Annotated in this window: 13 protein-coding genes; 11 read left to right on the top strand and 2 right to left on the bottom strand. The window is 54.1% G+C overall.

Annotated features, from left to right (window positions below; genetic code table 11):
- The 9 genes from B2R48_RS08570 to B2R48_RS08530 all read left to right on the top strand — a co-directional run.
- The coding region (locus B2R48_RS08570; protein ID WP_296999390.1) for a pyridoxal-phosphate dependent enzyme at nt 1-333 on the top strand (333 nt) is incomplete at its 5' end.
- Entirely contained in the window at nt 330-1,760 is a 1,431-nt protein-coding gene (locus B2R48_RS08565) for a pyridoxal phosphate-dependent decarboxylase family protein (RefSeq protein WP_296999389.1), read from the top strand. The genes B2R48_RS08570 and B2R48_RS08565, both read left to right, overlap by 4 nt.
- A 78-nt stretch (nt 1,761-1,838) precedes the next feature.
- Nucleotides 1,839-2,663 (top strand): PhzF family phenazine biosynthesis protein, encoded by an 825-nt coding sequence (locus B2R48_RS08560; protein WP_296999388.1) that lies wholly within the window; start codon nt 1,839-1,841, stop codon nt 2,661-2,663.
- Between the two features lie 265 nt (nt 2,664-2,928).
- Nucleotides 2,929-4,794 (top strand): SLC13 family permease, encoded by a 1,866-nt coding sequence (locus B2R48_RS08555; RefSeq protein ID WP_062955220.1) that lies wholly within the window; start codon nt 2,929-2,931, stop codon nt 4,792-4,794.
- A 175-nt stretch (nt 4,795-4,969) separates the two neighbouring features.
- Entirely contained in the window at nt 4,970-6,151 is a 1,182-nt protein-coding gene (locus B2R48_RS08550; protein ID WP_296999387.1) for a phosphoserine transaminase, read from the top strand.
- 156 nt (nt 6,152-6,307) lie between these two features.
- A complete protein-coding gene (locus B2R48_RS08545) occupies nt 6,308-7,474 on the top strand; it encodes an ATP phosphoribosyltransferase regulatory subunit (RefSeq protein WP_062955218.1) in 1,167 nt (388 codons plus the stop codon).
- 49 nt (nt 7,475-7,523) lie between these two features.
- Nucleotides 7,524-8,819, top strand: a complete 1,296-nt coding sequence (locus B2R48_RS08540; RefSeq protein ID WP_062955217.1) for an adenylosuccinate synthase — start codon at nt 7,524-7,526, stop codon at nt 8,817-8,819.
- Between the two features lie 250 nt (nt 8,820-9,069).
- The gene (locus B2R48_RS08535; RefSeq protein WP_213472907.1) at nt 9,070-11,205 is read left to right on the top strand and encodes a protein kinase family protein; all 2,136 of its coding nucleotides are present in this window, start codon (nt 9,070-9,072) and stop codon (nt 11,203-11,205) included.
- A gap of 9 nt (nt 11,206-11,214) precedes the next feature.
- Entirely contained in the window at nt 11,215-11,697 is a 483-nt protein-coding gene (locus B2R48_RS08530) for a hypothetical protein (protein ID WP_062955215.1), read from the top strand.
- Between the two features lie 96 nt (nt 11,698-11,793).
- Here the strand turns inward: B2R48_RS08530 and rpoH are convergent, their stop codons facing one another.
- Nucleotides 11,794-12,660 carry an RNA polymerase sigma factor RpoH gene (rpoH, locus tag B2R48_RS08525; RefSeq protein WP_213472909.1) on the bottom strand — a complete coding sequence of 289 codons (867 nt, stop codon included), beginning with the start codon at nt 12,658-12,660 and terminating at the stop codon, nt 11,794-11,796.
- A 119-nt stretch (nt 12,661-12,779) separates the two neighbouring features.
- Nucleotides 12,780-13,751, bottom strand: a complete 972-nt coding sequence (locus tag B2R48_RS08520) for an RluA family pseudouridine synthase (RefSeq protein ID WP_296999386.1) — start codon at nt 13,749-13,751, stop codon at nt 12,780-12,782.
- Nucleotides 13,752-13,970: 219 nt separating this feature from the next.
- On the opposite strand from B2R48_RS08520, the gene B2R48_RS08515 reads away from it, so the two are divergent.
- The gene (locus B2R48_RS08515; RefSeq protein WP_296999385.1) at nt 13,971-14,342 is read left to right on the top strand and encodes a hypothetical protein; all 372 of its coding nucleotides are present in this window, start codon (nt 13,971-13,973) and stop codon (nt 14,340-14,342) included.
- 27 nt (nt 14,343-14,369) lie between these two features.
- Nucleotides 14,370-14,873 (top strand): M67 family metallopeptidase, encoded by a 504-nt coding sequence (locus B2R48_RS08510; RefSeq protein ID WP_296999384.1) that lies wholly within the window; start codon nt 14,370-14,372, stop codon nt 14,871-14,873.
- Nucleotides 14,874-14,892 lie beyond the last annotated feature (19 nt).

Here is a 14,892-nt window from a genome sequence, read left to right as displayed (position 1 = left end):
CAGTCATTCATGGCGGGGGAGATTATCCAGACTCCAACCGCCACAACATTTGCCGATGGTGTTGCATGCCGCAGTCCTGATCCGGGTGCCTTCGATATCATCAAAAAAGGCGCTGCCGACATCGTCGCAGTGAGTGATGACCAAATTACCGAGGCCATGCGCCTTTATTTCAGTTCGTGCCATACCCTTGCTGAGGGTGCAGGTGCTGTGCCGCTGGCGGCCGCCATTGCGCAGCGCGAACGCAATATTGGCAAGAAAGTCGCCGTGATTCTGACCGGAGCCAACATAGATCGTGCCGATTATGCCCGCATCCTCTCAGGAGAAAAAAAATGAACCACGTTTCAAATCGTTCGTCGAACAGCCCCACTGTTGATGAGCGTCATCTGATGTTTGATGACCTTGAAAAGCTTGGCCGTATCCTTGTGGAAACAGGAGATATCGCGCACAGCTTCGTTCAGGGGGCGGATGACATGGATGTAACCTGCCGCGATTTCTCTGCCTTTGACCCCTCGCGCCCGTTACAGGGGCAGGGCCGCGGCACGCTTGATGCGTTGCGAGCAGCGAAAGAAGAAATTCTGCCGCTGCTCGCCGCATCAATAGGTCCGAGATATCTTGGATTTGTAACCGGCGGCACGACACCGGCCGCTCTTGCTGGCGACTGGCTTGCCAGTGCAATTGATCAGAATGCAACTGGCCCGGAAGGATCGGTCAATGCCGCTGTAGAGGAACAAGTCATCAACTGGCTATGTGATCTGGGCGGAGTTCCGTCGGACCGTTTTGATGGTGTTCTGACGACTGGTGCCACGGTATCGAACCTTTTGGGACTTGTCGCAGCCCGGCAATGGTGCGGTGAACAGGTCGGTGTGAATGTCGATGCTGATGGCGCAGGCGTTCTGCCAGATCTGGAGGTTTTCGCTGCAAGTCCGCATGCGAGTATGATCAAGGATCTGTCTATCACCGGCATTGGCCGCAACAACTTTACCAAGGTTGCAACAAAGCCAGGATCAGAAGAAACCGATATCGCGGACCTGAAAGCCAAGATCAGCGCCAGTGATGCACGCGCCAAGATTGTTATTGCGTCTGCCGGGACGGTAAATGCCACCGACTTCGATGATCTTGAAGCGATTGCCGACCTGTGTGCCGCATATGGTGCGTGGTTGCACGTTGATGCAGCATTCGGGTTCTTTGCCGCGCTTGATGATCGACGTGCCGACTTTACCAAGGGCATTGCACGCGCGGACTCAATTACGTCCGACGGGCATAAGTGGCTGAATGTGCCTTACGATTGCGGGATATTCCTCACGCGGCACATTTCGGTACTTGAGACCTGTTGCCGTGCCTTCGCGCCATATCTCGACACCAAGGCTGATGGGAATAGCTATATAAATCGTGGTGTGGAGAACTCCCGCCGCTTTCGTGCCTTGCCGCTTTGGATGACGATGGTGGCTTATGGGCGTGACGGGGGCGCGTCCGTCATCCGTGCAAATTGTGATCAGGCAGCGGACCTTGCAGCGTGGGTTCGCACCCATGAAAAGCTTGAATTGCTTAGTGAGCCCAAACTCAATGTGACAATGTTTGCTGCGCGCGGGAGTGACGAGGAGAACCGTGCTTTGTTGGCGCGAATCAACGCGACCGGGAAGGTTTTCATGACCCCCACAGTTTATGGCGGACGGTTTGGTTTCCGTGCAGCGTTCAGCAATTGGCGGACCTGCGATGATGATCTTGTAATCATCAAACAGGCCATTGAATCGGCCTTGTAAACACCCACTGAAATCACCGATAAGCTACCCGAAAATTGATCCACCAGATCAAACAAGTGCTGCGCTGAGGATAGTATGATGACGCCCCAGACTCTGTCGATCTACCAGGTTGATGCCTTTACCGATGTTTTGTTTTCCGGCAACCCGGCTGCGGTTGTGCCGCTGTCGGATTGGTTGGCGGATGATTTGATGCAAAAGATCGCGATGGAAAACAATCTGTCGGAAACGGCCTTTTTTGTTCCTTGTGTCGAAGATGATGCTGATTTCCACATCCGCTGGTTCACGCCGACGGTCGAAGTGCCGCTTTGTGGTCACGCAACACTTGCCAGTGCTTTTGTGATTTTCAATCAGCTTGGCTTTGACGGTGACCAGATCAGATTGCAAAGCCAAAGCGGCGTGCTGACAGCCCGGCGTGATGGGGATGGAATTGTCTTGAATTTCCCGAAACAGCCAATCACGGCTGAACCCGTATCACGCGACGTTCTTGATGCGCTTGGCGGTGCGACGCCAATCGAGACATTTGGCGTCGTAAGCCGTGATACTGACATCGTGGTTGTGTTTGATGAGGCATCCATTGTTCGCAGTATGCAGCCGGATATGTCCGCACTGGGCAATTTGGCGGACCGCGGTGTGATTGTGACCGCACCCGGCGATAAGACCGGACTTGATATGGTGTCGCGGTATTTCCTGCCCGCCCTTGGCATTGATGAAGATCCGGTGACGGGTTACATGCATTGCGTTGTCGCCCCGTTCTGGGCTGAAAAACTGGGCCAGAACGATGTTGTCGGCTATCAGGCATCTGCGCGCGGCGGCGTGGTGGCGTGCAAGATTGATGGTGATCGTGTCCACCTGAAAGGTGAGGCGGTTTTGTACCTCAAGGGCGAAATAGTTGTGCCACGATGACCATCGTCGTGTCAGCTTAGAAAACCTTATTGTGGCGGGCAGCATCTAATTTGCCCGCCATTTTTAATCTGGATCGGATGCTGTTGGCCGGTAAAAAATCTACCCAATAATCCGCATTGATCCTGATTTGCTTTGTTTTTTTATTGACCGTGCGGTGGGGCTTTCGTCTAAGTAAAAGGCAAAATAGGTATCTTGCGACCAAGTCACACCCGTTTGACAGGCTGTGAAAACGCAAGACCAAAGGCTTTACAGGGGAAAGTTTATCGTGCTCGAAAGTGTTGTTGCCAGTTCTGCAACGCCGATGCAGATGTGGGTGGTTCTTGCACTCGTTGCCGGATCGCTTGTTCTGTATGGGCTGGAGCGTATTTCGCTTGAACTGACCAGCATCGCGTTGATCGCGACTCTTCTGCTTTTCTTTGAGTTTTTCCCGCTGCTTGATGCGGATGGTGACAACCTGCTTGGGCCGTCAACCATCATGTCGGGCTTTGCCAATCCGGCCTTGTTGACGGTTCTGTCATTGCTGGTGGTCGGGCAGGGCATGGTCCTGACCGGTGGTGTCAGTTACATCGCCGGGTTGATTACAGAACATGGTGGCAAGAACGCCTCGGTCGCGATTTTCATCGGCTTGTTTGTTGTGATGGTCATGTCTGCCTTCCTGAACAACACGCCGGTTGTCGTTATCTTTATTCCAATCATTCAGGCCCTTGCCGAACGTATCGAACGTTCTCCATCTGCGCTGATGATCCCGTTATCCTACGCGGCGATCCTTGGCGGCATGACCACCCTGATTGGCTCTTCGACCAACTTGTTGGTGTCGAGTTCGCTGATCGAGCTTGGTATGCCGGGACTGGAATTCTTTGAGTTCACGACGATTGGCAGCGTTTTGGCGCTTGTCGGGTTTGTCTATGTGCTGTTGATTGCGCCGCGCCTGTTGCCGGCTTTGGCGTCGATGCGTAGCAAGCTCGCCAACCCTGACAGCAGTGGCAAGCAGTTCATTGCGCAGATCACGGTCGGGCCTGCCGCCAATATGATCGGCACAAAACCGGTCGCCGGTTTCTTCAAGAACCTGCCAAATATCACCATTCAAATGATTGTGCGGCGCGAACATGCCGAACTGCCGCCATTCGAAGACGATATGGAAATTCAGGCAGGCGATGTATTGGTCGTAGCGGCCACGCGCAAGGCGTTGACTGAAGCACTGCAAAAAGATCCGGGCTTGCTGCATTCTGATGCCGCGGCTGTAGAAGGCGATGAAGCCCCGCAGAAATCAACGCAGCTGTTGGCAGAGGTCATGTTGCCGCCGGGTTCACGGCTGATCGGGTTTAACCTTGAGCAGATCGGGTTCCGCTATCAGTACAAGTGTCTTGTGCTGGGGATTCAGCGCCGGTCACGCATGATCCGCACCCAGATGACAGAAATCCGGCTTGAAGCGGGTGATGTCCTTTTGGTGCAGGGACGCTCAGAAGATGTCGAAGCATTGCGTACCATTCGTGATGTCGTGTTGCTGGAATGGTCGACGCGCACCTTGCCGCGCCCGTTCCATGCGCGTCGTGCTGCGGCGATCTTCCTTGGTGTGATTGCGCTGGCGGCGACCGGGATCGTGCCGATCATGGTTTCAAGCTTTATCGGGGCCGGTTTGATGATTGCATCCGGCGCACTTAACCTGCGTCAGGCATCACGTGCGATTGACCGAAAAATTGTGCTGCTGGTTGCAGCTGCGCTTGCGCTTGGCAATGCGTTGCAGTTGACCGGCGGGGCGGAATTCGTTGCCGATCAATTGTTGGCGGCGACAAGTGGCGCACCAGCACCGGTTATTTTGTCATTGTTCTTCCTGATCGTGGCCGGTTTTACCAATGTGCTGTCAAACAATGCCTGTGCGGTTCTGTTTACACCCATCGGCATTGGTATGGCCCAGCAACTTGGCGTGGAGCCACATGTGTTTGCGATTGCGGTGGTGATGGCGGCCAATTGTTCGTTTGCCTCACCTGTCGGGTATCAGACAAACCTGTTGGTTATGGGCCCCGGGCATTACCGGTTTATCGACTTTCTGAAGGCCGGAACGCCGCTGATTATCGTTCTTTGGATCGCATTCAGCCTCTTTGCGCCATGGTACTACGACATGGCATTTTGAGTTTTGTTAATTCGGGCTAGGTGACGCCAATTTCATGCGACTTAAGCCATGCAAAAATGGCTGTCATGTCTGTGCGGAAGGCGTTTGACTTTTGCCTTTGGGGCAATAGGATCAGGCCCTTCAATTGATCTGACATAGCCCTTAGCGGTTATTCTTCTTTCTCAGGAACTTACAGATGGCCCAGACTGCCGAAATTGCAAAGCCAACCCTTCGTCCGACCAGCCCGAATTTTTCATCGGGTCCGTGCAAAAAGCGCCCGGGTTGGTCCGCAGAAGCATTGCAGACGGAAGTTCTTGGTCGTTCGCACCGTTCCAAATTCGGCAAGCAACGCCTTGAAGAGGTAATTGACCGGTCGCGTGCCATCCTGAACCTACCTGATGACTATCTTTTGGGTGTCGTTCCGGCATCGGATACCGGTGCAGTTGAAATGGCGCTGTGGTCGATGCTGGGCGCGCGCGGCGTTGACATGCTTGCTTGGGAAAGCTTCGGGTCGACCTGGGTTGCCGATGTGATCAAGCAGCTCAAACTTGACGATGTGCGAACCCTTGAAGGTGACTATGGCAAATTGCCAGATCTGAACGCAGTTGATTTCGACCGTGATGTTGTCTTCACCTGGAACGGCACGACCGCGGGTGTGCGCGTTCCCAATGGTGACTGGATTGCTGATGACCGCCAAGGTCTGACGATCTGTGATGCGACCTCGGCCATCTTTGCAATGGAATTGCCGTGGGACAAGCTCGATGTCGTGACTTATAGCTGGCAGAAAGTTTTGGGCGGCGAGGGTGGTCACGGGATCATTATTCTGAGCCCGCGCGCCGTTGAACGCCTTGAAAGCTATACCCCAGCATGGCCGTTACCAAAAATCTTCCGCATGACCAAAGGTGGCAAACTGATTGATGGTATTTTCCGTGGTGAAACCATCAATACCCCGTCGATGCTTGTGGTTGAGGATGCGATTGATGCCCTGAAATGGGCCGAAGGGCTCGGTGGGCTTGAAGGGCTTTTGAGCCGCACGCGGGCAAGCCGGGCGCACCTTGATGCGTGGCTTGCGAATAGTGATTGGGCCGCCGACCTTGCCGAGGATCCGGCAACGGCATCAAACACGTCGATGTGCATCAAAATTGTTGATCCGTGGGCATTGAATTTGCCAGCTGATCAGCAGGCGGCACTGCCAAAAAAGATTTCCCAGCTTCTTGAAGCGGAAAATGTCGCACTTGATATCAACGGATATCGTGATGCGCCAGCCGGCTTGCGTATTTGGGGCGGGGCAACCGTTGAGCCCAGTGATATCAAGGCGTTGCTGCCGTGGCTGGATTGGGCTTATGCGGTTGTTAAGGCCGAATTTCAGGCCAGCTAGGAAATAATTCGTACGTATTATTTGCGTTACAGGGGTTTTCCCCGTTGCCCTGTCCGGCACAACGCGGTAGTAACCGCTACCGGATAGTGAGCCCTGAGCGTTGCTCGGGATATTATCAATTTGAATTAGCGCGCCTCGTCCGGGAAAGCACACAACATGACCGAACTTGCCAGGAAAGCTCTTTTGCCCGCCGGCCTGCAGGATGTCCTGCCAGGAACCGCCGCACGGGAAGCTGAAATCCGTGAAAAGCTGATGGCCAGCCTGGCACATGCAGGCTACGACCGCGTGAAAACGCCGCTTGTCGAGTTTGAGGAAAGCCTGCTTGAAGGTGCGGCACCGGAATTGGCGACGCAGACATTTCGTCTGATGGATCCTGAATCGCGCCGTATGATGGGACTGCGTTCGGATATGACCCCGCAGGTCGGGCGTATTGCTGCAACCCGGCTGGTCGATGCGCCGCGCCCGCTGCGCCTTTCCTATTCCGGCGATGTTCTGCGCATCAAGGGATCGCATCTGCGCCCAGAACGTCAGTTCGCGCAAGTAGGCGCAGAGCTGATCGGTGTATCAAGTGCCGCAGCTGATACCGAAATCGTCCTCCTTGCTCTGGAAGCACTCGATAGCATTGGCCTTGCCGACGTCTCGGTAGACCTCAACCTTCCGACTTTGCCAGTACGTTTGTTTGATGCCTTTGGTGTGTCACGCGATGACCGCGAAGCTTTGACCGAGGCGCTTGAGCGCCGCGATGTTGCGGCCTTGCGTGCTGCTGACGGCAAGGTTACAGGCGTTCTGGTGGCATTGCTTGAGGCAGCCGGCCCAGCCCAATCGGCGTTGCCTAAACTCAAAAAACTTGAATTGCCGCTTGGCGCTTCCGAAGAACTCTATCGACTGATTGATGTAGCTGAACGTGTCCTGGCGTCGGGCCTTGATGCGGCCCTGACCATTGATCCGGTCGAAATGGCCGGTTTCCGTTATCAGACAGGTGTCAGCTTTACCCTGTTTGCCCGCAACGTGCGTGGCGAGATCGGCCGGGGCGGTCGTTACCGTGCCGGTGGTGCTTCGGGCGAGGCTGCAACGGGTATGTCACTTTACATGGACAGCATTTTGCGCGGTCTTCCCGATGCAGAGTTGATCGATCGGGTTTACCTGCCGTTGGGCACGCCACAGCGCGAAGCGCGCAAATTGCGTGCAGAAGGTCATTATACCGTTGCTGCCCTTGAAGGGGCTGCCGAAGCCAAAACCGAGGCCGCTGCTCGGGTTGAGGCAGAAGCCATGGGCTGCAACCACATTTATCTTGGCGGTAAGGTTGTGCCGCTAAACGCTTAGGGTTCTGGCCCTTACTGAACGAACTTTTTATCGCACAAGGAGTTTTGCGATGACCAATGTTGCCGTGATCGGTTCCCAGTGGGGGGACGAAGGTAAAGGCAAGATCGTCGACTGGCTGTCCGAACGGGCAGACGTTGTTGTGCGTTTCCAGGGCGGTCATAACGCCGGTCATACTTTGGTGATCGACGGAAAGACTTACAAGCTCAGCTTGCTGCCATCAGGCATCGTGCGCGAGAAAAAGCTGTCCGTGATCGGCAACGGTGTTGTTGTTGATCCTTGGGCTCTTCTGGCCGAAATCGCCCGCCTCAAAGAGCAGGGCGTGGATATTACCCCGGAAAACCTGCGTCTGGCGGAAAATGCCTGCCTGATCCTGCCGCTGCATGGCAACCTTGACCGTGCACGCGAAGCCGCAGCATCGGGTGACAACAAGATCGGCACCACTGGTCGTGGTATCGGCCCGGCATACGAAGACCGCGTTGGTCGCCGTGCGATCCGTGTTGGTGATCTGGCAGATGTCGATTTGCTCGAAGCAAAGGTCGAAAACCTTCTGACCCATCACAATGCGTTGCTGCGTGGCCTTGGCCAGCCGGAGGTTGATGGTGCAGAGCTGCTTGATCAGCTTAAGGAAATTGCACCGAAAATCCTGCCGTTTTCTGACACGGTTTGGAAATCGCTGAACCAGTTCAAGGAAGCGGGCAAGCGTATCCTGTTTGAAGGCGCGCAAGGCACGATGCTTGATGTTGATCATGGCACGTACCCGTTCGTGACCTCTTCGAACACCGTTTCCGGGCAGGCTGCTGCCGGTTCCGGCATGGGGCCGTCTGGTGTCGGTTATGTCCTTGGGATCACCAAGGCCTATACCACCCGCGTTGGTGAGGGTCCGTTCCCGTCCGAACTGTTTGACGACGATGGCACCCGTCTTGGCGAGCGTGGTCATGAATTCGGTGTGGTTACCGGGCGCAAGCGCCGTTGTGGCTGGTTTGATGCGGCCCTTGTCCGTCAGTCGGTCAAGGTAAACGGTATTACCGGTATCGCACTGACCAAGCTTGATGTGCTTGACGGTTTTGATGAAATCAAAATCTGCACCGGCTATGACATTGACGGCAAAATCTATGATCATTTGCCAGCAAACCAGCGTCTGCAGGCCAAGGCAAAGCCGGTCTACGAAACCATCGAAGGTTGGTCTGATACGACGATGGGCGCACGCAGCTGGGCTGATTTGCCGGCCGCTGCAATCAAATATGTTCGCCGCATCGAGGAACTGATTGAAGCGCCGGTTGCGCTTCTGTCGACCAGCCCGGAACGTGATGACACCATTCTGGTACATGATCCGTTCAGTGCTTGATCGCACCTGACGACACCTGATCTTGAAAGCCACCGGCAAACTGCCGGTGGCTTTTTTCGTTTGCGGATGAATAGTCCGTAAGCTGTCACACAGCGTTGCCCATGGATAACAGCTTGCCCGCAAGGGGGATCACAAGTATCGTTTTATCAACCTTTTGAGGATAGCGTTCTGATGGATAGGTCAGGAGGACTGTCAGTCAGTGGACTGCGCGTCACTCGGGGAATGATAACGCATAAAGAATATCGGGATCATGGCAGAGCAAGCAGAAGATCAGGAACAGGACGTTTCGAATGGTGCTGCGACTGAGCCGGTGATGGATGCACCGGGCGGCGGTGCCGTTGCGCCTGAAGAACCGGAAACAGGTTCTGATTCCGAAGATGTCGCACTTAATGCCGGTGGCAAAAGTGTCGAGATCGGTAATTTCCGCGTCTTTATGGACTTGCGTTTGCCCGAATTCGACATGGGTCATTGCAAGGCCTTTTCCGCAGACAATCTGCGCCGGGATGAGGGGAATGCCTTTGCGCTGGTAACCGATCCTGTTTTGCCTACCCGCCACGACCATCTTGTTTTTCTGACCGGCATGCATATGGCCGGTCAAATTGACCTGATTGATTACGAAATTGCTTTTTGGCCGCCATTTGGTCGCAAGACCATGGTGCTTTTCTATGAAAAGCCTTCTGGCGGGAAAGTCGTCCCCAGAGAAAACAAAAAACTGGCAATCGACGAACATGACATCGGAACTGTCGTGGTCGAGCCGTTGCTGAGTGTCCTGCAGGCCTTTGGCGAAAAGGGCCTTGCACATCGCAACATTCGTGCAGATAACCTGTTTTTCGCCGACCCGATGCGCGAAAAGGTTGTTCTGGGTGACTGTGCCAGTGGCCCGCCCGGATATGACCAACCTTCGGTCTATGAAACCACAGCGCGGATGAGTGCCGAACCTGCAGGGCGTGGGTCGGGCAATCTTACCGATGATTTTTACGCGCTTGGCATGATGCTGGCGGAATTGGGCGTTGGGCGACAACCGCTCAAGAAACTCAATGATCAAGAGATCATGGAGCTGAAACTGGCCAAGGGGTCTTTTCAGGCGATTGCTTCGCAGGAAAAACTGCCGCTTATCTTGATTGAACCCGTGCGCGGTTTGTTGTGCGATGACCCGGAAGAACGTTGGGGATTTGCCGAACTGAATGCCTGGCTTGACGGGCGCCGGACCAAGCCGGTTCAGGCCAACACGGAAAAACGCGCCGCACGTGCCCAAAACCTTGCCGGCCGGGACTACTATACCGTTCGTGCACTGGCACAGGCGATTTCCAAGAACTGGGTAACGGCACTTGGCCCGCTGCGTGACAGCACGGTGGAAATCTGGTTGCGGCGCGGGTTGGGCGACAATGAACGTGCCAAGGCGCTGTCAGATGCCATGCGGCAATTGCAATGGGCTGGAACGGACAAACGGTCCGCAGAAGACGTGTTGGTTGCGCGTTCCATTCTGATTCTCGATCCATCTGGACCTGTCAGGTTCAAGGGGTTCTCGGCGATGGTCGATGGACTTGGCTTCATGCTTTCCTATGACGTGCAGCATGGGCGCGGACCGCAACGTTTTGCCGATGTAATCGTGCGCGATATTCCGTCTTTCTGGTTCGGACGACAGGAAGGATACAGTCCCGAAGTTCAGAAACAGCAGCAGCTATACAAAAATCTGCGCTACTACATTCAGCAGCAAAGTGCCGGGTATGGCTATGAGCGTTGTTTGTATGCCACCGTGCGCAACCAGCATTGCCTGAGCCCGCTGGTCGAAGAGGAATTCGTCATTGATGTTGCCGATCTTCTGCCGGCACTGGAAAAGGCAGCAGAGACGGCGTCAGAAGACAGCTGGCCGGTTGATCGTCATATCGCGGCATTTATCGCGACCCGTCTTGAAGACGATGTCGAGGGTCAGCTGATGGCAATGCAAAACCCGTCGGACGAGGTCGAATACAGCCGCGCGATCATCAGCATGCTGGCGATCGTGCAATGGCGTCATGGTCCGGACAATCTTCAAAATCTGTCGCACTGGGTTGCGCGTTTGATGGAACCGGCGATCAAGGTGTTTCACAGCAAGGCACGGAGAGAGCGTGTTGAAACCGAGATCCCGAAGTTGGCAAAACGCGGCAATCTGGTCGAACTTTACAATCTGATCAATGACGAACAGGAACGCCGCAAAGACCAGTCAGAGTTTGTCGAGGCAGTTGCCGAATATTCTGAAGCGGAAAGCGAAGTCTTTGATCTGGAATCTTCGGGACCAGCGCGTATGGAACTGGCAGAGAAAGTCGGACAACAGGCTGCGGCGTTTGCATCGACGATGATCGCGTTGTTGACGGTATCTGCGCTGTTCTTGATGCATATCTTTTAAGGGAACGACATGGCAAAAGGCAAAGGTTCACGGTCAAAGGGCGGTCGCAGCGCATTTTCCGGCTTGTCGGTTGTTGCCTCCGCTGTGCTGTTGTTCATGGTGGCACTTCCGACCTTCATTACCCTAACAGTGGGTTTGTTGCCGTCGCTGGTCGCTTTTATCTTTGATCGCAGTCCGGGCCGAACGATGGCACGGTGTGTGTTTGGTCTGAATTTTTCGGGCGTCGCGCCCTATATTCTTGAAATCTGGCAGCAACCCGCACAAACGGTTGGCGGTGCCACGCAGGAAATCTTCCAGCCGCTTGCACTTTCGATCATGTATGGGGCGGCCGGGCTTGGCTGGTTGCTGTATTTGGCAATGCCGCCGATTGTGGCAAATGTTCTGAACCTGTCGGCGCAGCGTCGCGTCAGTGAACTTCGCAAAAAACAACGTGGCCTGATCAAGACCTGGGGAGACAGCTTGATCAAGGAAGTGGACCGGTCTGGAAACTGACCAGACGTGAAACACGACGCAAATGCTGTTTGCAAAAGAAAGCGGCGGACAAAGGTCCGCCGCAAGTCATTTCAGAAGGGAAAAGATGAAAAGTTGTTAGTGGGGCAGGTCCGTATGGATTGATTTGCGGACCTTCTCAAAGGCGCGCACTTCGATCTGGCGAATGCGTTCACGCGAAATACCGTAGGCGACGCTAAGGTTTTCAAGCGTTACCGGGCTTTCAAGCAGGCGACGCTGAGTCAGAATGTCGCGTTCGCGATCATTAAGATGTGACATGGCGTCCTTGAGCATGCCCATACGCTGCAGGAATTCTTCGCGTTTGCCATACAGGCTTTCCTGGTCTTCATCGTCACTTTCAATCCAGTCGACCCATTCACCATCGCCTTCGATGCGTACAGGCGCATTCAGCGAATGATCCGGACCGGCCAGACGACGGTTCATCATGACGACGTCATCTTCAGACACGTTAAGTTTGGTTGCGATCAATTCGACCTGTTCAGGCTGCAGGTCACCTTCATCAATTGCCTGCATCTGGCTTTTAAGTTTGCGCAGATTGAAGAAAAGCTTCTTCTGGGCGGCCGTCGTGCCCATTTTCACAAGCGACCATGAATGAAGGATGTATTCCTGAATGGCGGCACGGATCCACCACATGGCGTAAGTCGCAAGGCGGAAGCCCTTGTCAGGGTCAAACCGTTTGACAGACTGGAGCAGCCCGACATTGCCTTCAGAAATCAGTTCGTTAAGGGGTAAGCCATAACCACGGTAACTCATTGCAATCTTGGCGACGAGACGCAGATGGCTGGTGATCAGTTTTTCTGCGGATTTGTCACAATCCTTGTCCCGGAAATCGCAGGCATAAGTTGTTTCCTGTTCCGGGGTAAGCATCGGGTAGCGGCGAATACGCTGCAAATAAACTGTGAGACCGTCTTGAGAGATGGTTGGAAGAGCGTTTCCCTGTTTCATTGAAGCCTCCCGTATTGCTTTCAAAAAGTGCGTTTATCCCCTTGCACTTTCAAAAATCTTATACGGGGGTATTAGATACCGTCAATGGAAAATTAGACATTAAGGTTAGTCTTAACTACTCACACGTATAGTTCCAGGGCATTCATTAGGCCTAAAAGGTCATCCGGAATTGGGGCCTCGGTCGATATGTAGTTACCGGTGCGCGGGTGCAGAAATCCTAAGGTTCGAGCATGTAACGCCTGTTTGTTGAATCCTTTCAAAATCTCTTGCGCCTTAAGGTTGAACTTTTGAATAGTTCTATTTCGGCTGTAAACAGGATCACATACAAGTGAGTGGCCAATATGGTTCATATGAACGCGGATTTGATGCGTACGCCCGGTTGCGAGACGGCACTCAACCAGTGATACCAACGAGTCGTCTCTAGATTGCAGGGTTTTGTAGTGGGTGAGTGCATATTTTCCCCCATTTGTGACCACGGCCATCTTCTTGCGGTTACGCGGGCTGCGGCCAATATTTCCCTCGATATCGCCATTCAGTGGCCTTGGGGTACCCCATACAACTGCAAGGTAAGCGCGGTCGATATTTTCCTTGTCCTCGGAGAACAGATTGGAAAGCGCGCGGTGGGCCATGTCATTCTTGGCAACCACCATGGCACCGCTGGTGTCCTTGTCCAGTCGATGGACAATACCCGGGCGTTTGACGCCGCCAATACCCGACAAGCTGTCGCCACAATGGGCAAGAAGCGCATTCACAAGTGTCCCGCTTTCATTGCCTGCGGCCGGGTGTACAACCATGCCTGCTGGTTTGTTGATCACCAGAAGGTCTTCATCCTCATAAAGGACATCAAGTTTGATGTCCTCTGGGACGGGCTCTGCCAATTCCGGCTCCGGGATGACGAGTTCAAAAGTGTCGCCTGCCTTGACCTTGGCAGACATCTTGGTCGTCGGATTGCCATTAACGCTGAGCTGGCCGTCTTCGATCAATGCCTTGATCCGTGAACGCGACTGGTCAGGCCAGGCGGACGCCAGCACCTTGTCGAGGCGGGCGCCTTCGTCATCGGCCGTTGCGGTGTAACTCAGATTGTCAGACATAGTTGGCTGTCGCGCTGTAGTGTTGGTCGTAACCAAGGTCAAATCGATTCTGGCAGCTTGTAGCGCTTTATGCGGCGATTGCAACGAATTGCGATATCATGTGGTGTTTGTTGCCTTGCAATTGGGTGTGCTTGCCGCTATGGCCTTGAACATGGTTTCGTATGATCGCGTTTAAAGCGAGCATGCAGGTTTCATCAAGCTTTGTCAGTTGGAAATACAATGCGTGTAGTAAAGGCTTTGGTCGCGTTCATGGGTGTTCTGATCGTGGTGGGCATCGGGTTGGTCGTCTATGGCCTGTCACTGGACAAGAAAAATGCGGATATAAGCGTTGAAACAAGCGAACCGACTGTAACCCCGTCGGTTCCTGTTGCCGGAACCAAAACTGTTATCGGGCAAACGACGCTGGATGCATTCGGCGACATCGCCATTGATGTGGATGAGGGCGAACGACTTGTCGGCTATTCGATAAATGGCGCTCAGGCCACTCTTCATATCGAAAGCCGCCATGGTGAAGGCGCACGCCTCGTCGTCGTTTCGCTGGCCAAGAAAAAGGTTCTTGGTCGGATCATCCTGCAATCGTCTGAACAGTGACCCGGTCTTAAGGGAAAGCATGCAGCAATGGGGAACGGGCAGGGGATTGCAAGAGATAGAATAACTGGTGATGATGATCACACCTGTATCGTGTTCACCAATGCCCTGCACGAAGAAGTTCGTGATTTATGCGCCTTGCAATGGCCAGAAGAGGCTTGTGGTCTTTTGATCGCCGCCAAGGATACCCCAAACCGGATCGAACGGGTCGTTTTCGCCAAAAACGTGGCAGAAGAACCGCTCGCAACGTTCGAGATTGATCCGCAGACTCTGATTGATTGCCACCGTACGGCCCGGCAAAAGGGTGAACGGGTGGTCGGGTGTTTTCATTCCCACCCCAATGGCAAGGCATTGCCATCGCCAACAGACCGGGCCCGAGCCGATGAAAACGGTTTTCTGTGGCTGATAATTGCCACCGAACACAATCGGGCAGCCGATAGCGGGCTTTATCGCATCATTCACCAAACAACCACCGGCGCGGCAGCGCAATCGCAACTGCGCTATTTCCGGCGCTGCCAGATTATTGACCGCTAAGCTTTCGCAAGGTGCCGTC

The sequence above is a fragment of the Thalassospira sp. UBA848 genome, assembly GCF_002295455.1.
Taxonomy (GTDB): Bacteria; Pseudomonadota; Alphaproteobacteria; order Rhodospirillales; family Thalassospiraceae; genus Thalassospira.
This window is presented reverse-complemented; position numbering and strand designations above follow the sequence as displayed.